Origin of the sequence: Enorma timonensis (assembly GCF_000321165.1) — a bacterium.
Classification (GTDB): Bacteria; Actinomycetota; Coriobacteriia; order Coriobacteriales; family Coriobacteriaceae; genus Enorma.
In genome coordinates, this window is sequence record NZ_CAPF01000019.1 from 1 (window position 1) to 15,310 (window position 15,310).

Below are 15,310 nucleotides of genomic sequence, written 5' to 3' on the forward strand. Positions count from 1 at the left end.
CGCCCACCGCACCATCCGCCGCTAGGAGCATGAGGAGCATCATGACCATCGCAGATACCGTCGAGCGCTGCCGGGCGCACTTCGCCACCGGCGCCACCATCCCCGTCGAGGCCCGCATCGAGGCGCTGCGCGCCCTCGAGCGCGCGATCGTCGAGAACGAGGACCGCATCAACGAGGCGCTCCGCGTGGACCTCGGCAAGTCCGCGACCGAGAGCTACATGTGCGAGGTGGGCATGACGCTCGCCGAGCTGCGCTACCAGCTGCGCCACGTCCGCCGCTGGGCACGGCGGCACCGCGCGCGCACCGGGCTGGCGAACTTCCACGCCAAGAGCTTCACCATCGCGGAGCCCTACGGATGCGTGCTCATCATGAGCCCGTGGAACTACCCGTTCATGCTCACGATGGAGCCGCTCGTGGGCGCGATCGCCGCCGGCAACTGCTGCGTGGTGAAGCCGAGCGCGTACTCGCCTGCCACGTCCGCGGTGATGCGCGACATCATCTCCTCCAGCCTCGAGCCCGGGCTCGCGAGCGTCGTGGAGGGCGGGCGCGCGGAGAACGCGGCCCTGCTCGACGAGCGCTTCGACTACATCTTCTTCACCGGCAGCGTCGCGGTGGGCACGCTCGTGATGCGCAAGGCCTCCGAGCACCTCACCCCCGTCACGCTCGAGCTGGGCGGCAAGAGCCCCTGCGTCATCGCGGCGGACGCGAACCTCAAGGTCGCCGCCGCGCGCGTGGTGTTCGGCAAGTACCTCAACTGCGGCCAGACCTGCGTGGCGCCCGACTACATCCTCGTCGACGAGCGCGTGCACGACGAGTTCCTCAAGCTCGTGCGCGCGCAGATCGAGGAGATGTTCGGGGCCGCTCCGCTCGACAACCCGCAGTGGGGCAAGATCGTGAACCGCAAGCACTTCGACCGCCTCATGGGGCTCATCGACCCCGCGAAGGTCGTCGTGGGCGGGCAGGCGAACGCCGAGACGCTGCAGATCGCCCCCACCGTGCTCGACGGCGTGACGGAGGACGACGCGGTCATGGGCGAGGAGATCTTCGGCCCCATCATGCCCATCATCACCTACCGCGACGTCAAGGAGGCCGAGGCGTTCATCAAGCGCCGCCCCAAGCCGCTCGCCTGCTACCTCTTCACGCGCGACGCCATGCTCGAGGACCGCTTCCTGCGCCACGTGCCCTTCGGCGGCGGCTGCGTGAACGACACGATCGTGCACCTCGCCACGAGCTCCATGGGCTTCGGCGGCGTGGGCGCGAGCGGCATGGGCAGCTACCACGGGAAGAAGAGCTTCGACACGTTCAGCCACGAGAAGAGCATCCTGAAGAAGTACCTCTGGATCGACCTGCCCATGCGCTACCAGCCCTACACGGCGGCGAAGGACAGGCTCATCCGCACGTTCCTGCGGTAGCGGCCCAACGGCGCCGTGATAAATTGGTGTCAGACACCTTTTTATCACGGCGCCTTCTCATCAGTCACAGCGCTCCAGGTAGTCGCCCCGCGCGCCGCACATCGGGCACACGGGATCCTCGCCCGCCGCGACCGTGAACTCGGCGCCGCAGAGCAGGCAGCGGTAGCGCTGGCCGACGGGGTCTGCCGCCAAGGCCTCGGCGGCCGCGGTCGCCCCACCGGCATGCTCACCCACCTGCTGCGATGCGACCCCCTCGCGTCCGTCCCCCTCGTTCTCGGGAATGAGCTCGAGCAGGCGGCGCGCCGCCTCCACGGGGAAATCCGGCGCGGGAGGCGCCGCGACCCAGCCGCGCAGCAGCTCGTGCGCGTTGCGGCTCTGCGGGAGCATGTAGCCCGCCTCGCGCAGCAGATCCTCGCTCACCAAACGCGTCGCCCGCTCGACGGCGGCCATGATCGCTGCGGAGGCCGGGCGTTCCGCGGCGCGGACACCCGCTCGCGCGAGCGCCTCCTCACGGGCCTTCGCACGGGCGAGCTCGAGGGCGCGCGCGACGACGGCCGGCGCCTTCGGCTGCTGGGGCGGGTACGCCAGGGGCACGAGCGAGATGGCCTTGCTCGGGCACGCCTCTGCGCACGCGCCGCACCCGATGCAGCGCTCGGGATCGATGATGCTGTCCTCGGTATCCGATGCCCCCGTGGGGCACACGTACAGGCAGAGGCAGTCCTTCGTGCACAGCCGCAGGTTGCGCACGGCCAGGCGCGTCACGTCGCTCATGCGGCGCACCTCCCCTCGATCTTGTCGAACTTCCAAGCGGGCACCTTGCAAACCGGGCAGCGCTCAGGCGGGCGCTCGCCGATGAACGTGAACCCGCATACCGAGCACACCCACACGCTCTTGCCCTCGAGCAGCGCGTCGCCCTCGCGGGCATAGCGGGAAAGAACCGACTCGAGGGCGCGCGTCACCTTCTCGCCCCAGACGCAGATGCGCTGGGTGCCGCGGTCGCCTGCGGCGCGGGCGGCGGCGGAGAGCTCCGGGTAGCCGCGCGCCAGGTCGTCCGCGAACAACCCCGCGAGCGCCGCGCCATCCCCGGCGGGCTCCTCCGGGGAGCGCGCGGCGAAGTAGTCCGAGAGCTGCTGGAAGAGCGCGCGCTCCTCGTCCCGGTACTGCTTCTCGCAACCGCGCGCGAGGTTGGAGCAGATGGCCGAGAGGACGAGCGGCGGCAGCTCGAGCACGTCCTCATCGAGCTCCGCAGGGGCAGCGGGCGCGGCATCGGGAGCTGCGCGCTGCTCGGCGGGCGCGGCCGTCTCCGGCGCGAACGCCGACTTCGCCGCCCCGCACAGCGGGCACACCCAGGAATCGGGCAGATCGGCGAAGGGGACGCCTTCCTCCTCCTCGTCGTACACGTATCCGCAGATGGAACAGACGTATCTCATGGCGCCTCCTCGCCTCGGGGCGGCAGTGGCGGGCATCGCCACCGGTTGCTGCAAGTATGCCCGCGCACGACGAGGCGGATGCGCCTTTTAGGACAGCGTATCGTTATTGGTAGCATTTCCCCGGTAAGCGGGGGCGGTCGATATGAACGCGAGGCGAAGCGCGGGCGGCGTCGGTTGCCCAGCCCACGAATAACCCGTATAATGCTGCGTCGGACGCACGGGACGTGGCGCAGTCTGGTAGCGCGCGTGCTTTGGGAGCACGATGCCGCAGGTTCGAATCCTGTCGTCCCGACCATATGCGGGCGTAGTTCAATGGTAGAACCCCAGCCTTCCAAGCTGATGACGCGGGTTCGATTCCCGTCGCCCGCTCCAGGAACCACTGCAGGTCAGGCAACGCAGCGTGCCTGGCCTGCTTTTTGGTATGCCCCGGCTTCCCTGCGCCGCGCAAGAGGCCGGGCGCTATACTGAGTGCTTCGGATGGCCGCGGCGGCACGCGCGGCGCGGCCTCGAGTGGAGGGATGGGACATGGCGCAAGGCGCTTCGATACGGGAGCGGGTCTCGAGCGCGCTCGGGGGCGTCCTCTCGCACGAGGAGGCGCTCATCGCCGCGGACACCCGCCGCGACCTGCGCAACATGCGCGAGAGTCTCCGCTTGCTCGCGCTCGTGCTCGTCGTGTCCGCCGCCATGGGCGTCGTCGCCTGGGCCTTCCTCACCTCGCTCGACATCGTCACGGGCATCCGGGAGCGCCACATCGCCGCCTTCCTCCTTCTGCCCGTGGTGGGCGTCGCGACCGCCTGGGTGTACCGCACGCACGGCAAGCAGGCGTCGCGCGGCAACAACCTCGTCATCGACAGCGCGCTCACCGGCGCCTCCGTGCCCGCGCGCATGGCGCCCCTCACCTTCATCTGCTCCGTTGCCACGCACCTGGCGGGCGGCTCCGCCGGACGCGAGGGCACGGCGGTCCAGATCGGCGGCACGATTGCCGACAACACCGCCCGCGCGGCGCGGCTCGGCGCGCGCGACCACCAAGACCTTATGCTCGCCGGCATCTCCGCCGCCTTCGGCGCCGTCTTCGGCGCGCCGCTCGCGGGCACGTTCTTCGGCATGGAGATGTGCTACGTGGGCAAGCTGAACTACAGCTCGGGGATCTACTGCCTCATCGCCTCGTTCACCGCCGACGGCATCGCGCGCGCGATCGGCTGCGCGCACGCCTCGTACGCCATCGGCGCCGCGCCCGCGCTCGACGCCCGCACCATCGCGGCCACCGTCGCGCTCGCGATCGTCTTCGGCCTCATCGCCCGCCTGTTCTCGCTCGCCATCCGCACGGTGCGCCGCGTGCTCGCAAACCGCATCACGAGCTACCTGCTCGCGGCGCTCACGGGTTCGCTCGTGCTGATCGCGGTGTACTTCCTCTTCGGCCTCCAGCGCTACGCGGGACTCTCGACCTGGCTCGTCGAGGCCGGCTTCTCGGGCGACGCGACCCTCGCCGACCCCTTCATCAAGATCGCGCTCACCGCGCTCACCCTCGGCACGGGCTTTCAGGGCGGCGAGGTCACGCCGCTCTTCGGCATCGGTGCCTCGCTCGGCGGCGCTCTCTCCGCGCTCGCTGGGCTTCCCTGCGGCTTCGCGGCCGCCCTGGGGATGCTCGGCGTCTTCGGAGCAGCGCTCAACGTGCCCATCACGACCATCATGCTCGGCGTCGACCTCTTCGGCGGGGCGGCGATGCCCTACTATGTCATCGCGTCCTTCGTGAGCTACCTCGTCGCGGGTCACCGCGGCGTCTACCCCGCGCAACGCATCATCACCCCGAAGCGCCGGTCGCTCGAAGGGGACGCGAACGCCACCGTCGCCGACGCCATCGCCCGGCACGACCGCCTCGAGGACGGGGATGCGTAGGGCTGGCGGTTGCGCGATAATAGATGCGATGCCGCACGCGACCGACGAGGAACCACATGGATAGCCAAACGACCACGGCGAGCCCGCTCGGGCGCACGCTCATCATCGCCAACCCCGCGTCCCAGCTCGGATCGGGTGGGCGCGCGGCCGAGCAGCTGCAGCGCTTCCTCGCCCTCTACCACCACGACCGCGATTCGTTCGAGCTCGTCTACACCGAGCGGCCGCGCCATGCCATCGAGCTCGCGCGGGCGGCGCGGGGCTTCGACGCGGTGCTCGCGCTCGGCGGCGACGGCATCGTGCACGAGGTGGTGAACGGCCTCATGGCCATCCCCGCGGCGGAGCGGCCCGCCCTGGGCGTCGTGCCCGTGGGGTCGGGCAACGACTTCGCCCGCACGCTCGGGATGCGCGACTTCACGGGCGATGGGTTCGGCCGCTACCTCACCTGCGAGCGGATTCCCTTCGATGTGGGCAGGCTCACGCTGCGCGACGCGGACGGCGCGCCGGCCACGACCGAGTATTTCATCGAGACCTTCTCCTTCGGGCTCGACGCGGCGGTGGCGATCGGCACCTACGAGCTCAGGAACGTGACGAAGCTCACCGGCGGGGCGCTCTACATGGCGAGCGGCGTGGACGTGCTCGCCCGGCGCTTCCAGCCCTACCCCGCGCGGATCGCCCTCGACGGCGGCGAGCCCGAGCGGCTGCGCACGTTCATCGTCGCGGTGCAGCTCGGCCCCACGTACGGCTCGGGCTTCCGGATCTGCCCGGACGCCGACCCCACCGACGGCCGCTTCGACGTGTGCATCGCGAGCGGGCGAGCGACGCGCGTGACGGCGCTCGCGCTGCTGCTCCGCGCCAAGAACGGACATCACGTGGGCTCGCGCTACATCCGCTTTGCCCGGGCGCGCCGCGTCGACATCGAGCTCGAGGGAGCGGGCTACCCCATGCAGGCGGACGGCGAGCAGCTCTCTGCCACGCGAATCGGCATCGAGATCCTGCCCGGCGCGCTCACCGTGCTGCGCCCCATCGACCCCCGGTAGGCAAAAGGGGTTGAAAGGAACACGTCCCCAACCAACCCATGGGTTCGTTGGGGACGTGTTCCGTCCAACCCCTTTTGCGGCATGGGGCTACGGCTCGATAGCGCTTACGCGCGGGCTGCGCGGCCTTAGATGGCGTCGAGCGCCTGCGCGACGTCGTCGATGAGGTCCTGCGTGTCCTCGATGCCACAAGAGAGGCGCACCATGTCGGGGGCGACACCCGCAGCCTCGAGCTCGGCATCCGTCATCTGGCGGTGCGTGGCGTTCGCCGGGTGCAGCACGCAGGTGCGCGCATCGGCCACATGGGTGGCGATCTGCGCCACGTGGAGGTTCTTCATGAACTCCTCCGCCGCCGCGCGGCCGCCCGTGAACCCGAAGCTCACCACGCCGCAGCAGCCGTTCGGCAGGTACTTCCGGGCGAGCTCGTGCCACGGGTCGCTCGGGAGCCCGGGGTACTTCACGAAGCGCACCTTGGGGTGCTCGACCAGGAACTCGGCCATGGCCTGGCCGTTCTTCACATGCTGGAGCATGCGCACGTGCAGGCTCTCGAGGCCCATGTTGAGCAGAAACGCGTTCTGCGGGCTCTGGATGCAACCGAAGTCGCGCATGAGCTGGGAGGTCGCCTTCGTGATGAACGCGCCGCCCTGACCGAATTTCTCGGTGTACACGACGCCGTGGTAGGTCTCATCGGGCGTGGTAAGGCCGGGGAACTTGTCCGCGTGCGCCTCCCAGTCGAAGTTGCCGGAGTCCACGATCGCACCGCCCACGGCCGCGCCGTGCCCGTCCATGTACTTCGTGGTGGAATGCGTCACGATGTCCGCGCCCCACTCGAAGGGGCGGCAGAGGATGGGCGTGGGGAACGTGTTGTCCACGATGAGCGGCACGCCGTGCGCGTGCGCCGCCGTGGCAAAGCGCTCGATGTCGAGCACGTCGAGGGCGGGGTTGGCGATGGTCTCGCCGAAGACGGCCTTGGTGTTGGGCCTGAAGGCAGCCTCGAGCTCGGCGTCAGAGCAATCGGGCGCGACGAACGTGGTCTCGATGCCCATGCGCTCGAGCGTGTGCGCGAGCAGGTTGAACGTGCCGCCGTAGATCGCGGAGCTCGCGACCACATGGTCGCCGCAGCCGGCGATGTTGAAGACGGCGAAGAAGTTCGCGGCCTGGCCGGAGCTCGTGAGCATGGCGGCCGAGCCGCCCTCGAGCTCGCAGATCTTCGCCGCGACGTAGTCGTTCGTGGGGTTCTGCAGGCGCGTGTAGAAGTAGCCGGACTCCTCGAGGTCGAAGAGCCTGCCCATGTGCTCCGAGGTATCGTACTTCCACGTGGTGGACTGATAGATGGGGATCTGCCGGGGCTCGCCGTCGCCGGGGCGGTAGCCGCCCTGCACGCACGTGGTTCCGATATGCTCTGCCATGGGTTGGCCTCCTTTGGTTGCCGGGCGCCCGCGCGGGCGTCACGCCGTGCCGCGCCGTTATCGAACCTGTACAGGATACCGCCGTTGCGCCGCGACGGGCCGCCGCGCAGCGCATTTTACAAAGATGGCTCCCGGAAGCGGGGCATGGCGCCAATACGCCCGGTCCGCGCGGCACGGCAGACGGAGCCCTGAGGTGATGCGAGCCACACCTATCGCCACCACGCCTGCGCGGGCGCGGAGATTGCTACAATGGCATCCGCACGGCACCGCGGCGCCGCGCAGCCCACCGAACCGAGAGGAGCCCCATGACCACGTCTGACATCCAGTCCCGTTCCGACGACCTCGCCCGCACCGCCGTCGCCCTCCGCGCCGAGCGCGGGTTCAACTGCGCGCAGGCGGTCGCGTGCGCGCTCGCGCCCGAGGTCGGCGCCGACTTCGAGGCGTGCTATCTGCTGTCCGAGGGATTCGGTGCCGGCATGGGCGGGCACCAGGAAACATGCGGCGCCATCTCGGGCGCGGTCATGGCGCTGAGCCACCTCAACAGCTCCGGCACCGAGACGTCCGGCACGACCAAGGTCGCGACGTACCGCCTGGTCCACGAGCTCGTGCAGCGCTTCGGCGAGATGAACGGCACGACCCGCTGCGCCGAGCTCAAGGGCATCGGGTGCGACCACGGCCCCCTGCGCAGCTGCCCGGGGTGCATCGAGGATGCCGTGAGGATCGCCATCGACATCATCGCCCGCCACGAGCCCGCGGAATAGCGAGCCGCCAGACCAGGCGCACCGCCCCGCATGAAGGGACGCGGGCCCGCCCGCATTAGAACTCGGCGAAATGCGGGGCGCCGGCGCGGGCGTCCTGCTTGCCCGCAAACCGCTCGGTGAGTGCCGCGAGGAACGGCCCCTCCTCCCCCGCATGGAAGGTGAGCTCGAGCGTGACGTCCTCGGCGTACACCGCGTCCGCGACCTTCGCGCCAGCGACCTCGGCCATGTGCCGCACCTGCTCGAACGCGGCGTAGGGCACGCGCACCTCGACCGGGGTCACCATGGTCATCTCCACGATCGCGCCCGCGGCGCGCGCCTCGTCGATGGCGGCCTGGGCGGCGGCGGTGTAGGCGCGCACGAGCCCGCCGGGACCGAGCAGCGTTCCGCCGAAGTAGCGCGTGGTCACGCAGCACACGTCGCGCAGCTCCGCGCCGCGCAGCACCTCGAGCGTCGGCATGCCGCTCGTGCGCTGGGGCTCCCCGTCGTCGCTCGCCCGCTCCCGGCCATCGGCCAGGATCCACGCGGGGACGTTGTGCCGCGCATCGAAATGCCGGGCGCGCACGGCGGCGATGTGCTCGGACGCCGCCGCCTCGGACTCGACATGCACGAGCTGGGCTATGAAGCGGCTCTTGCGGTCGACGACCTCCGATACCGCCTCATACCCAGCCCGCAGGGTCAGATAGCGCTCGGCATCCACTAGGAGTTCTTCATCACGATGGTATCGACGGTATCCGCGACGTGCTCGCAGTAATCGACGCAGTACTCGAGGAAGGAGTAGATCTCGTGCCACGTGAACACGACGATCGGGTCGGTGCACGTGGTGTGCAGCTCGCGCATGGCGTGCATGTACAGCGCGTCGGCCTCCTCCTCGATGCTGTTGAGCTCCACGACGTAATCGCGCAGCTTCTTCGACTTCTTGAACTGCGCCAGCTCGCCCACGACCTCGCGCATCACCTTGCAGCCGCGCACGATCATCTCGACCATGCGCAACGCGTCGGGGCGCATCTCGCGGACGTTGTCGAAGTAGAGCCGGTGCAGCACGCCCTCGATGCGGTCGGTCACGGTGTCGAGGTAGTCGCTCAGCATCGCGATGTCCTCGCGCTCGATGGGCGTCACAAACGCCGTGACGAGCGCGTCCTGGATCTCGTGCTTCTTCTCGTCGGCCGCCTGCTCGATCGCGTGCATCTCATCGATCCGCTCCTCGAGGGCATCGGGATCGAAGTCGTGCGCGATCTGGGACAGCAGCTCAGCCGCCTGGCACGAGTAATCCGCGCATGTGCAGAAGGCGTCGAAGTAGAACGCATCGTTTTTCCTGGCCAAGATATCCTCCCATATGTCGTGAGCTCGCTATGAACCGCGCCCTTCGGCGCTCCACGTCTATGCTTGCGAGGTCTAGAACACCATCATGAACAGCTTCGCCATGACGAAGCTGATGAGGCCGCACCCGGGGAACGTGAACACCCATGTGAGCATCATGTCCTTGACCACCGAGAAGTTGATGGCCGAGAGACGCTTCACCGCGCCGACGCCCATGATGGCGCTCGTCTTGGTGTGGGTCGTCGAGACGGGGATGCCCGTGAGGGTGGAGAGCAGGATGCAGACGGCGCCGGCGAGGTCGGCCGAGAAGCCCTGGAACGTCTCGAGCTTCACCATGTCCATGCCCACGGACTTGATGATCTTCTCGCCGCCCACGCTCGTGCCCACGCCCATGGTCACGCTGCAGAGCAGCATGAGCCAGATGGGGATCACGGCGCCGGCGAGCTCGGGCTGGCCGTTCACGAACGCCACGCCCAGCAGCAGCACGCCGATGAACTTCTGGCCGTCCTGCGCGCCGTGCATGAAGCTCATGGCGGCGGCGCCGAAGATCTGCATGTACTTGAAGGCCTTGTTCGTGCGGCGGCGATCCATGTCCCTGCAGATGATGGTCAGCAGCTTGCAGATGCCCCAGCCGAGCGCGAAGCCCAACACGAGGCTCAGCACGAGACCGTAGATGACCTTGATCCACTCCGAGCCGTTCACGCCGTCGAGGCCGCCCTGGACGGCGAGGGCCGCGCCGGTGAGGCCGGCGATGAGGCTGTGGCTCTCGCTCGTGGGAATGCCGAAGATCGATGCGCCCACGCTGTAGACGACGATCGAGAACAGCGCCGCGCACAGCGCGATGAGCGCCATGTGGGCGTTCGAGCCGAAGTCGACCATGTTCGAGATCGTCGAGGCGACGGACGAGTTCACGATCGTCATGATGAGCACGCCGAGGAAGTTGAAGACGGCGCTCATGATGATCGCGGGCCGGATGCTGATGGTACGCGTGGTGACGGCGGTCGCGATGGCGTTCGGCGCGTCGGTCCAGCCGTTCACGAAGATGACGCCGAGCGTGAGCAGGACCGTGACGGCCATGATGGGATTCGAAAGCACCTGGCCGACGAACTGTGTGAAAGAAACGTCCAAGAAGGTCTCCCCCAACCAAGGGCGCACCGCGCCCGGAGGTAACATCCCCGCTATTTTACCGTTTCGTTACATGAAAGTGATGCTTGGATGGCGATTATCTGCGCAATGTAAGGCGCATATGCATAGAAGAGGCTCATGAGCTGCGGAAACGCGCAATGGCATGAAAACATCTTACGAGAGCTTTACATTTCCCTGATGTTGGCCGTAAGAAACGGGCATGGAACCGCCAAGGGCGCGCCCGCACGGCGCGGGGCGGCAACGAAAGGGCGAAGCGGGCCGATAAGCCGGGTTCTGTCGGGGACGGTCATTTATCTTGGCGGACGCGTTGCCGCGCCGCTCTTCGCACGCCACCCGGGCGCAGGCCGGGCCGGCCTATCGCGCCCCTATTCGCGCTTGCTCCGGATGGGGTTTACCAAGCCGCCGCGTCGCCGCGACGCTGGTGGTCTCTTACACCACCGTTTCATCTTTTCCCTTTGCGCGCCGAGTCTGCACGCAGGTGGGAGTCTTCTTTTCTGCGGCACTTTCCGTCGGGTCGCCCCGCCTGGCCGTTAGCCAGCATCCTGCCCTGTGGAGCCCGGACTTTCCTCACGCGGGCACCGGGCGAGCCCGATCCCGCGCGCGACCGCCTGGCCCGCTTCGCAGGGGGTATTGTAGCACGCGGCACGCGTATCCGGCGGGCGGCGTCAAACGCCCATCACGAAAACGGGCGACCCGCCGCATGGCAGGCCGCCCGATGGGGTCGCACTCGCCGACCCCGGCGCATGGCGTGCAGGGTTTACGCCATGATCTTCTTGAAGAGCTCCACGACGGTATCGTGGTCGGCCTCGCGCGGGTTGCCCGGATAGCAGGCGTCCGCGAGCGCGTCGTCGGCGATGCGGTCGAGCTCGTCGGCCTTGATGGCCTCGCAGACCTTCGGGATCTCGACGTCCTCGGAGAGCTGGCGCACCGCGGCGATGGCGGCGTCGGCGGCCTCGTCCGTGGTCATGCCCGTGGTGTCCACGCCCATGGCGACGGCCACGTCGGCCAGGCGGTCAGCCACGACGGGCTTGTTGAACTCCATGGCGATGGGCAGGAGCATGGCGCAGGCGACGCCGTGCGGGGTGTCGTAGTGGGCCGAGAGCGTGTGCGCCATGGCGTGGTCGATGCCCAGGCCGACGTTCGAGAAGCCCATGCCGGCGATGTACTGGCCAAGGGCCATGGCCTCGCGGCCGCTGCCGGCCTTGCCGCTCTTCGCCTCGGCCACCGCGTCGCGCAGGTTCTTCGAGATGAGCTCGATGGCCTTCAGGTGGAACATGTCGGACATCTCCCAGGCACCCTTCGTGGTGTAGCCCTCGATGGCGTGGGTGAGCGCGTCCATGCCCGTCGCGGCGGTGAGGCCCGCGGGCATGGTGGCCATCATGTCGGGGTCGACGACGGCGACGACGGGCATGTCGTGCGGGTCGACGCACACGAACTTGCGCATGCGCTCGGTGTCGGTGATGACGTAGTTGATCGTCACCTCAGCGGCGGTGCCGGCCGTGGTGGGGACGGCGATGATGGGCGCGCAGGGGTTCTTCGTGGGCGCGGTGCCCTCGAGCGAGCGCACGTCCTCGAACTCGGGGTTCGTGATGATGATGCCGATGGCCTTCGAGGTGTCCATCGAGGAGCCACCGCCGACGGCCACGATGCAGTCGGCACCGCACGCGCGGTAGGCCTCGACGCCGTGCTTGACGTTCTCGATCGTGGGGTTCGGCTTGATGTCCGAATAGAGCTCGTAGGCGATGCCCGCCTCGTCGAGCAGGTCGGTCACCTTGGTCGTGATGCCGAACTTCACGAGGTCGGGGTCGGAGGCGACGAACACCTTCTTGAACCCGCGCGCCTTGATCTCGTTCGGGATCTCTGCGATGGCGCCGGAACCGTGATACGAGGTCTCATTGAGCATGAAACGCTGAGCCATGGTGGCTCCTTCCTTTGGCCTTACGGCCAGACGACGATAGGGACAGGTGCAGCCGTGCAGCAGCGCCCGACAGAGCCATGGTAGCACCGGATTCGCCCCTGCGCGGCGACGGTTCGGAAATGAGTCCGGGGGCGGCGGGACCGCGGCCGTCGGGTACAATGCCCGGTGATACCCGTTCCATCGTCGAGAGGAAGCAGCCATGTCGTTCAGCGAGCTCACCCGCGCGCGCTTCTCGTGCCGCGCCTACCAGGACCGCCCCGTCGAGCCCGAGGTGCTCGACGCCATCGTCGAGGCGGGGCGCATCGCGCCCTCCGCGCACAACAACCATCCCACCCGGCTCATCGTGTGCGACACGCCCGAGCTGCGTGAGAAGGCGGCCCGCGCGGCTGTGCGCTTCGAGCGCGAAGGCAGCGTCTTCGGCGCGCCCATGGTGCTCATCGCCTGCGCCGTCGAGGAAGAGGCCTGGGTGCGCAAGCCGGACGGCATGAGCTCCGCGCTCATCGACAGCTCGATCGTCGTGGACCAGATGATGATGCAGGCCACGGAGCTCGGCCTGGGCACCTGCTGGGTGTGCATGTTCGACCCGGACGTCGCGCGCCGGGAGTTCGGCCTGCCCGCGGGCGTCCTCCCCGTCTCCAGGCTCACGCTTGGCTATCCCGCCGAGGAAATCGCCGCGCCCGAGAAGCGCGCCGCGCGCTGCATCGCCCGCGAGGACTTCCTCCTCTAGAGAGGACGGTGCGCCCGGGCGCACTGGTCGCATCGCACCCGATAGCAGCGGGCCGCCTCGCACCGAACGCGATGCAAGGCGGCCCGTTCCGTCCTATCGGTCCCGCTGCGCCGGGTGCGCGCGTCGAGCGCCCGCTACAGCCCCATCTCCTGCTTGAGGCGGGCGAGCTCGTCGTCCACCGCGGCGGTGGAACCCGCCTCGGTGTACTTGCGCTCCAACTCGGCGGCGGAATCGGCCGGCTTGGCGTTGAGCTCGCTCATGGCGTTCGAGCGGTCGAGCATCTCGTTGGCGCGCGCCTCCATGCGGTCGAACGCGCTCATGGCCGCAGCGGCTCCATCGCCCGCGGAGCTCACGGCGTTGACCTTGTCCTGCGTCTTGGCGACGGCGACCTTCGCCTTGATGGCCTCGCGGCGACCCTTGAGCGTCTCGATGTCGGAGACGAGCTTGTCATGCATCTCGCGCATCTTGGACGCGTTGCCGTGCGCCGCCTCCGCCGCCTGCGCCAGGCTCTCGCCCTTGGCGACGAGCTGCTGCTTCTTGGCGAGGAACGTGCGGGCATCGTCCTCGTTGCCCGCCTTGAGCGCCCGGCGCGCGAGCTCGTCGTACTTCGCGACCTCGGCCTCGTTCTCCTCGACCAGGCGGCGCGTGCGCGTCTCCTCGGCCATCACGCCGGCGGTCTCCCTCTTGACCTCGGCGAGCGACTCGGTGAGGTCGCGCAAGTACTGGTCGACCATCTTCGCGGGATCCTCCGCCTTATCCAGCAGGTCGTTGATGTTCGCCTTGATGATGTCGGCGAAACGATCGAGCATTCCCATGTTGCACTCCTTCGAACTCACGCCGGTGCGCCCGGCCGCGTGGTGCCCCTACACCGTCTCTCCCCTTGTACCCGCTTCGCGCGGCGCGCTCAGTCGTCGCCGGACGTGTCGGAATACTTCTTCTCCAAATCTTCCAGATCGGAGTCTCCGAAGCTCTCGAGCGGCGTGTTCAGCACGTCCTGCATGCGCTTCGCCTCGCGCTCCTTGGACGCGCGGTACTTCTTCACGCCCGTGTACGCGAGCGCGGCGACGATGACCACCGCGGCGCAGATGGCGACGTACACCACGGGCGAGGTCGTCTTGGACATGATGCGCTCGCCCGTGTCCTCGAAGGCGCGTGCGAAGATCTCCTCTTCCGAGAGCGACATGTCCGCGTAGTAGCGGTCGAGGTAATCGGCGAGGATGCCGGCCGCCTCGTCGTCCATGACGGTCTTGGCCTGGCTGCCCACGGCATAGCCGCAGTTGAACGAGCCCTGGCCGTCGTCGCAGAACACGAGGAGGAAGTGCGCCTCGTCGTCGAAGAGCTCGTCATAGAGCTCGTTGGCCATGTTCCCCAGCTCGGTGGGCGAGGTCACGCTGCCGTTGGGGAGGATGTAGACGAACGGCTCGACGCCCGTCTCGTCGTAGAACGCGCGCATGCCGCGCTCGAGCGCGGACGCGTCATAGATCCAGCCGCCGTCCTCGTCGCGGTAGTGGGTCGAGGTGGTCTGCGCGGCGCCGGCGGGAAGCGGCTCGCGCGCGACGGTCGATGCGGCGATGTCCGTGCTGAACAGGCTCGAGCTGCACGAGGTGACACCGCTGCCCAGGATGCCGAAGAGCGTCGTGAGCAGCAGTATGACCGCGATGAGGGCGATGACCGAGCCGCACCCACAGCCGCCACCCGAGCCGTTACCGCCGGATCCGCCGGTTCCGCGCCCCGATCCGGAGCCGCGCCCGAGGCCGTAGCCGGCCATGAACGGCCAGAAGCTCCCGCCGCCGACGTGCACGTGCGGGCGGGGCGGGCGGAACCCGCCGAAGCCGCCGCCGAAGCCGCCCGGGCCGCCGGCGCTCCTCCCGTGTCCCCCGCCTCCGGAGAACCCGCCGAACGAGCGACCGCCGCCCGAGAACCCGCCGCCACGGCTCCCGCCGCCGGACCTTCCGCCGCCAGACCTGCCCATGGTGCTCCTTCCAACCTGAGCGCGAGCGCGCTATCACTGCCCTGTATTATGCCAGAGCGCCCGGACAAGATGCCCGGCGCCGAGCCCTGGCAGGCATGAGTCAATCGAACCCGTCCCCAATGACTCAATGAGTCAAATGAACCCGTCCCCAATGACTCAAAAAGCCCCGACGGGGGTCGGGGCTCTTCAGGTGAATCGAATTGTCGGGGCAGGCCCTAGTCCAGGTCGTCCACGCCGAAGTTATCGAGCGGCGCGAAGGGGTCGGCGACCGGCGCGGGCTCCGGGGCG

Annotated in this window: 14 protein-coding genes, 2 tRNA genes and 1 other RNA gene; 7 read left to right on the forward strand and 10 right to left on the reverse strand. The window is 68.6% G+C overall.

Features of this window, described 5'->3' with window-relative positions:
* Nucleotides 1-41: 41 nt before the first annotated feature.
* The gene (locus BN423_RS02385; protein ID WP_019238680.1) at nucleotides 42-1,412 is read left to right on the forward strand and encodes an aldehyde dehydrogenase; all 1,371 of its coding nucleotides are present in this window, start codon (nucleotides 42-44) and stop codon (nucleotides 1,410-1,412) included.
* A 60-nt stretch (nucleotides 1,413-1,472) separates the two neighbouring features.
* On the opposite strand, the gene BN423_RS02390 is transcribed toward BN423_RS02385, so the two are convergent.
* Complete coding sequence (locus BN423_RS02390) at nucleotides 1,473-2,183, reverse strand: 4Fe-4S binding protein (RefSeq protein WP_019238681.1); 711 nt, start codon at nucleotides 2,181-2,183, stop codon at nucleotides 1,473-1,475.
* Nucleotides 2,180-2,842, reverse strand: coding sequence for a rubredoxin-like domain-containing protein (locus BN423_RS02395; RefSeq protein ID WP_019238682.1), 663 nt, complete (start codon nucleotides 2,840-2,842; stop codon nucleotides 2,180-2,182). The genes BN423_RS02390 and BN423_RS02395 overlap by 4 nt, the downstream gene beginning before the upstream one ends.
* 218 nt (nucleotides 2,843-3,060) lie before the next feature.
* Between BN423_RS02395 and BN423_RS02400 the strand changes: the two genes are divergently transcribed.
* The 4 genes from BN423_RS02400 (at nucleotide 3,061) to BN423_RS02415 (ending at nucleotide 5,775) form a co-directional block, all read left to right on the forward strand.
* Nucleotides 3,061-3,137 (forward strand) — tRNA-Pro (locus BN423_RS02400).
* Nucleotides 3,138-3,140: 3 nt separating this feature from the next.
* A tRNA-Gly gene (locus BN423_RS02405) sits at nucleotides 3,141-3,214 on the forward strand.
* Between the two features lie 153 nt (nucleotides 3,215-3,367).
* Nucleotides 3,368-4,738 (forward strand): chloride channel protein, encoded by a 1,371-nt coding sequence (locus BN423_RS02410; RefSeq protein WP_019238683.1) that lies wholly within the window; start codon nucleotides 3,368-3,370, stop codon nucleotides 4,736-4,738.
* A 56-nt stretch (nucleotides 4,739-4,794) separates the two neighbouring features.
* Nucleotides 4,795-5,775 carry a diacylglycerol/lipid kinase family protein gene (locus BN423_RS02415; protein ID WP_019238684.1) on the forward strand — a complete coding sequence of 327 codons (981 nt, stop codon included), beginning with the start codon at nucleotides 4,795-4,797 and terminating at the stop codon, nucleotides 5,773-5,775.
* A 125-nt stretch (nucleotides 5,776-5,900) separates the two neighbouring features.
* Here the strand turns inward: BN423_RS02415 and BN423_RS02420 are convergent, their stop codons facing one another.
* Nucleotides 5,901-7,181: an O-acetylhomoserine aminocarboxypropyltransferase/cysteine synthase family protein gene (locus tag BN423_RS02420; RefSeq protein ID WP_019238685.1), complete on the reverse strand. Its 1,281-nt coding sequence runs from the start codon at nucleotides 7,179-7,181 to the stop codon at nucleotides 5,901-5,903.
* Nucleotides 7,182-7,486: 305 nt separating this feature from the next.
* Between BN423_RS02420 and BN423_RS02425 the strand changes: the two genes are divergently transcribed.
* On the forward strand, nucleotides 7,487-7,942 hold the full coding sequence (locus tag BN423_RS02425; RefSeq protein WP_019238686.1) for a C-GCAxxG-C-C family protein: 456 nt from the start codon (nucleotides 7,487-7,489) through the stop codon (nucleotides 7,940-7,942).
* Nucleotides 7,943-7,997: 55 nt separating this feature from the next.
* Here the strand turns inward: BN423_RS02425 and BN423_RS02430 are convergent, their stop codons facing one another.
* The 5 genes from BN423_RS02430 to fucO form a co-directional block, all read right to left on the reverse strand.
* Nucleotides 7,998-8,639: an IMPACT family protein gene (locus BN423_RS02430; protein ID WP_019238687.1), complete on the reverse strand. Its 642-nt coding sequence runs from the start codon at nucleotides 8,637-8,639 to the stop codon at nucleotides 7,998-8,000.
* The gene (locus tag BN423_RS02435) at nucleotides 8,639-9,262 is read right to left on the reverse strand and encodes a DUF47 domain-containing protein (protein ID WP_019238688.1); all 624 of its coding nucleotides are present in this window, start codon (nucleotides 9,260-9,262) and stop codon (nucleotides 8,639-8,641) included. The genes BN423_RS02430 and BN423_RS02435 overlap by 1 nt, the downstream gene beginning before the upstream one ends.
* Nucleotides 9,263-9,334: 72 nt before the next feature.
* Nucleotides 9,335-10,387 (reverse strand): inorganic phosphate transporter, encoded by a 1,053-nt coding sequence (locus BN423_RS02440; protein ID WP_019238689.1) that lies wholly within the window; start codon nucleotides 10,385-10,387, stop codon nucleotides 9,335-9,337.
* Nucleotides 10,388-10,651: 264 nt separating this feature from the next.
* An RNA gene (gene rnpB / locus BN423_RS10985) (RNase P RNA component class A) lies at nucleotides 10,652-11,025 on the reverse strand.
* A gap of 137 nt (nucleotides 11,026-11,162) precedes the next feature.
* Nucleotides 11,163-12,323 (reverse strand): lactaldehyde reductase, encoded by a 1,161-nt coding sequence (gene fucO / locus BN423_RS02450; RefSeq protein ID WP_019238690.1) that lies wholly within the window; start codon nucleotides 12,321-12,323, stop codon nucleotides 11,163-11,165.
* Nucleotides 12,324-12,522: 199 nt separating this feature from the next.
* Between fucO and BN423_RS02455 the strand changes: the two genes are divergently transcribed.
* A complete protein-coding gene (locus BN423_RS02455; protein ID WP_019238691.1) occupies nucleotides 12,523-13,050 on the forward strand; it encodes a nitroreductase family protein in 528 nt (175 codons plus the stop codon).
* A 134-nt stretch (nucleotides 13,051-13,184) separates the two neighbouring features.
* On the opposite strand, the gene BN423_RS02460 is transcribed toward BN423_RS02455, so the two are convergent.
* The gene (locus BN423_RS02460; protein ID WP_019238692.1) at nucleotides 13,185-13,865 is read right to left on the reverse strand and encodes a PspA/IM30 family protein; all 681 of its coding nucleotides are present in this window, start codon (nucleotides 13,863-13,865) and stop codon (nucleotides 13,185-13,187) included.
* Between the two features lie 89 nt (nucleotides 13,866-13,954).
* Nucleotides 13,955-15,022 (reverse strand): sporulation protein YpjB, encoded by a 1,068-nt coding sequence (locus BN423_RS11840; protein WP_019238693.1) that lies wholly within the window; start codon nucleotides 15,020-15,022, stop codon nucleotides 13,955-13,957.
* Nucleotides 15,023-15,310 lie beyond the last annotated feature (288 nt).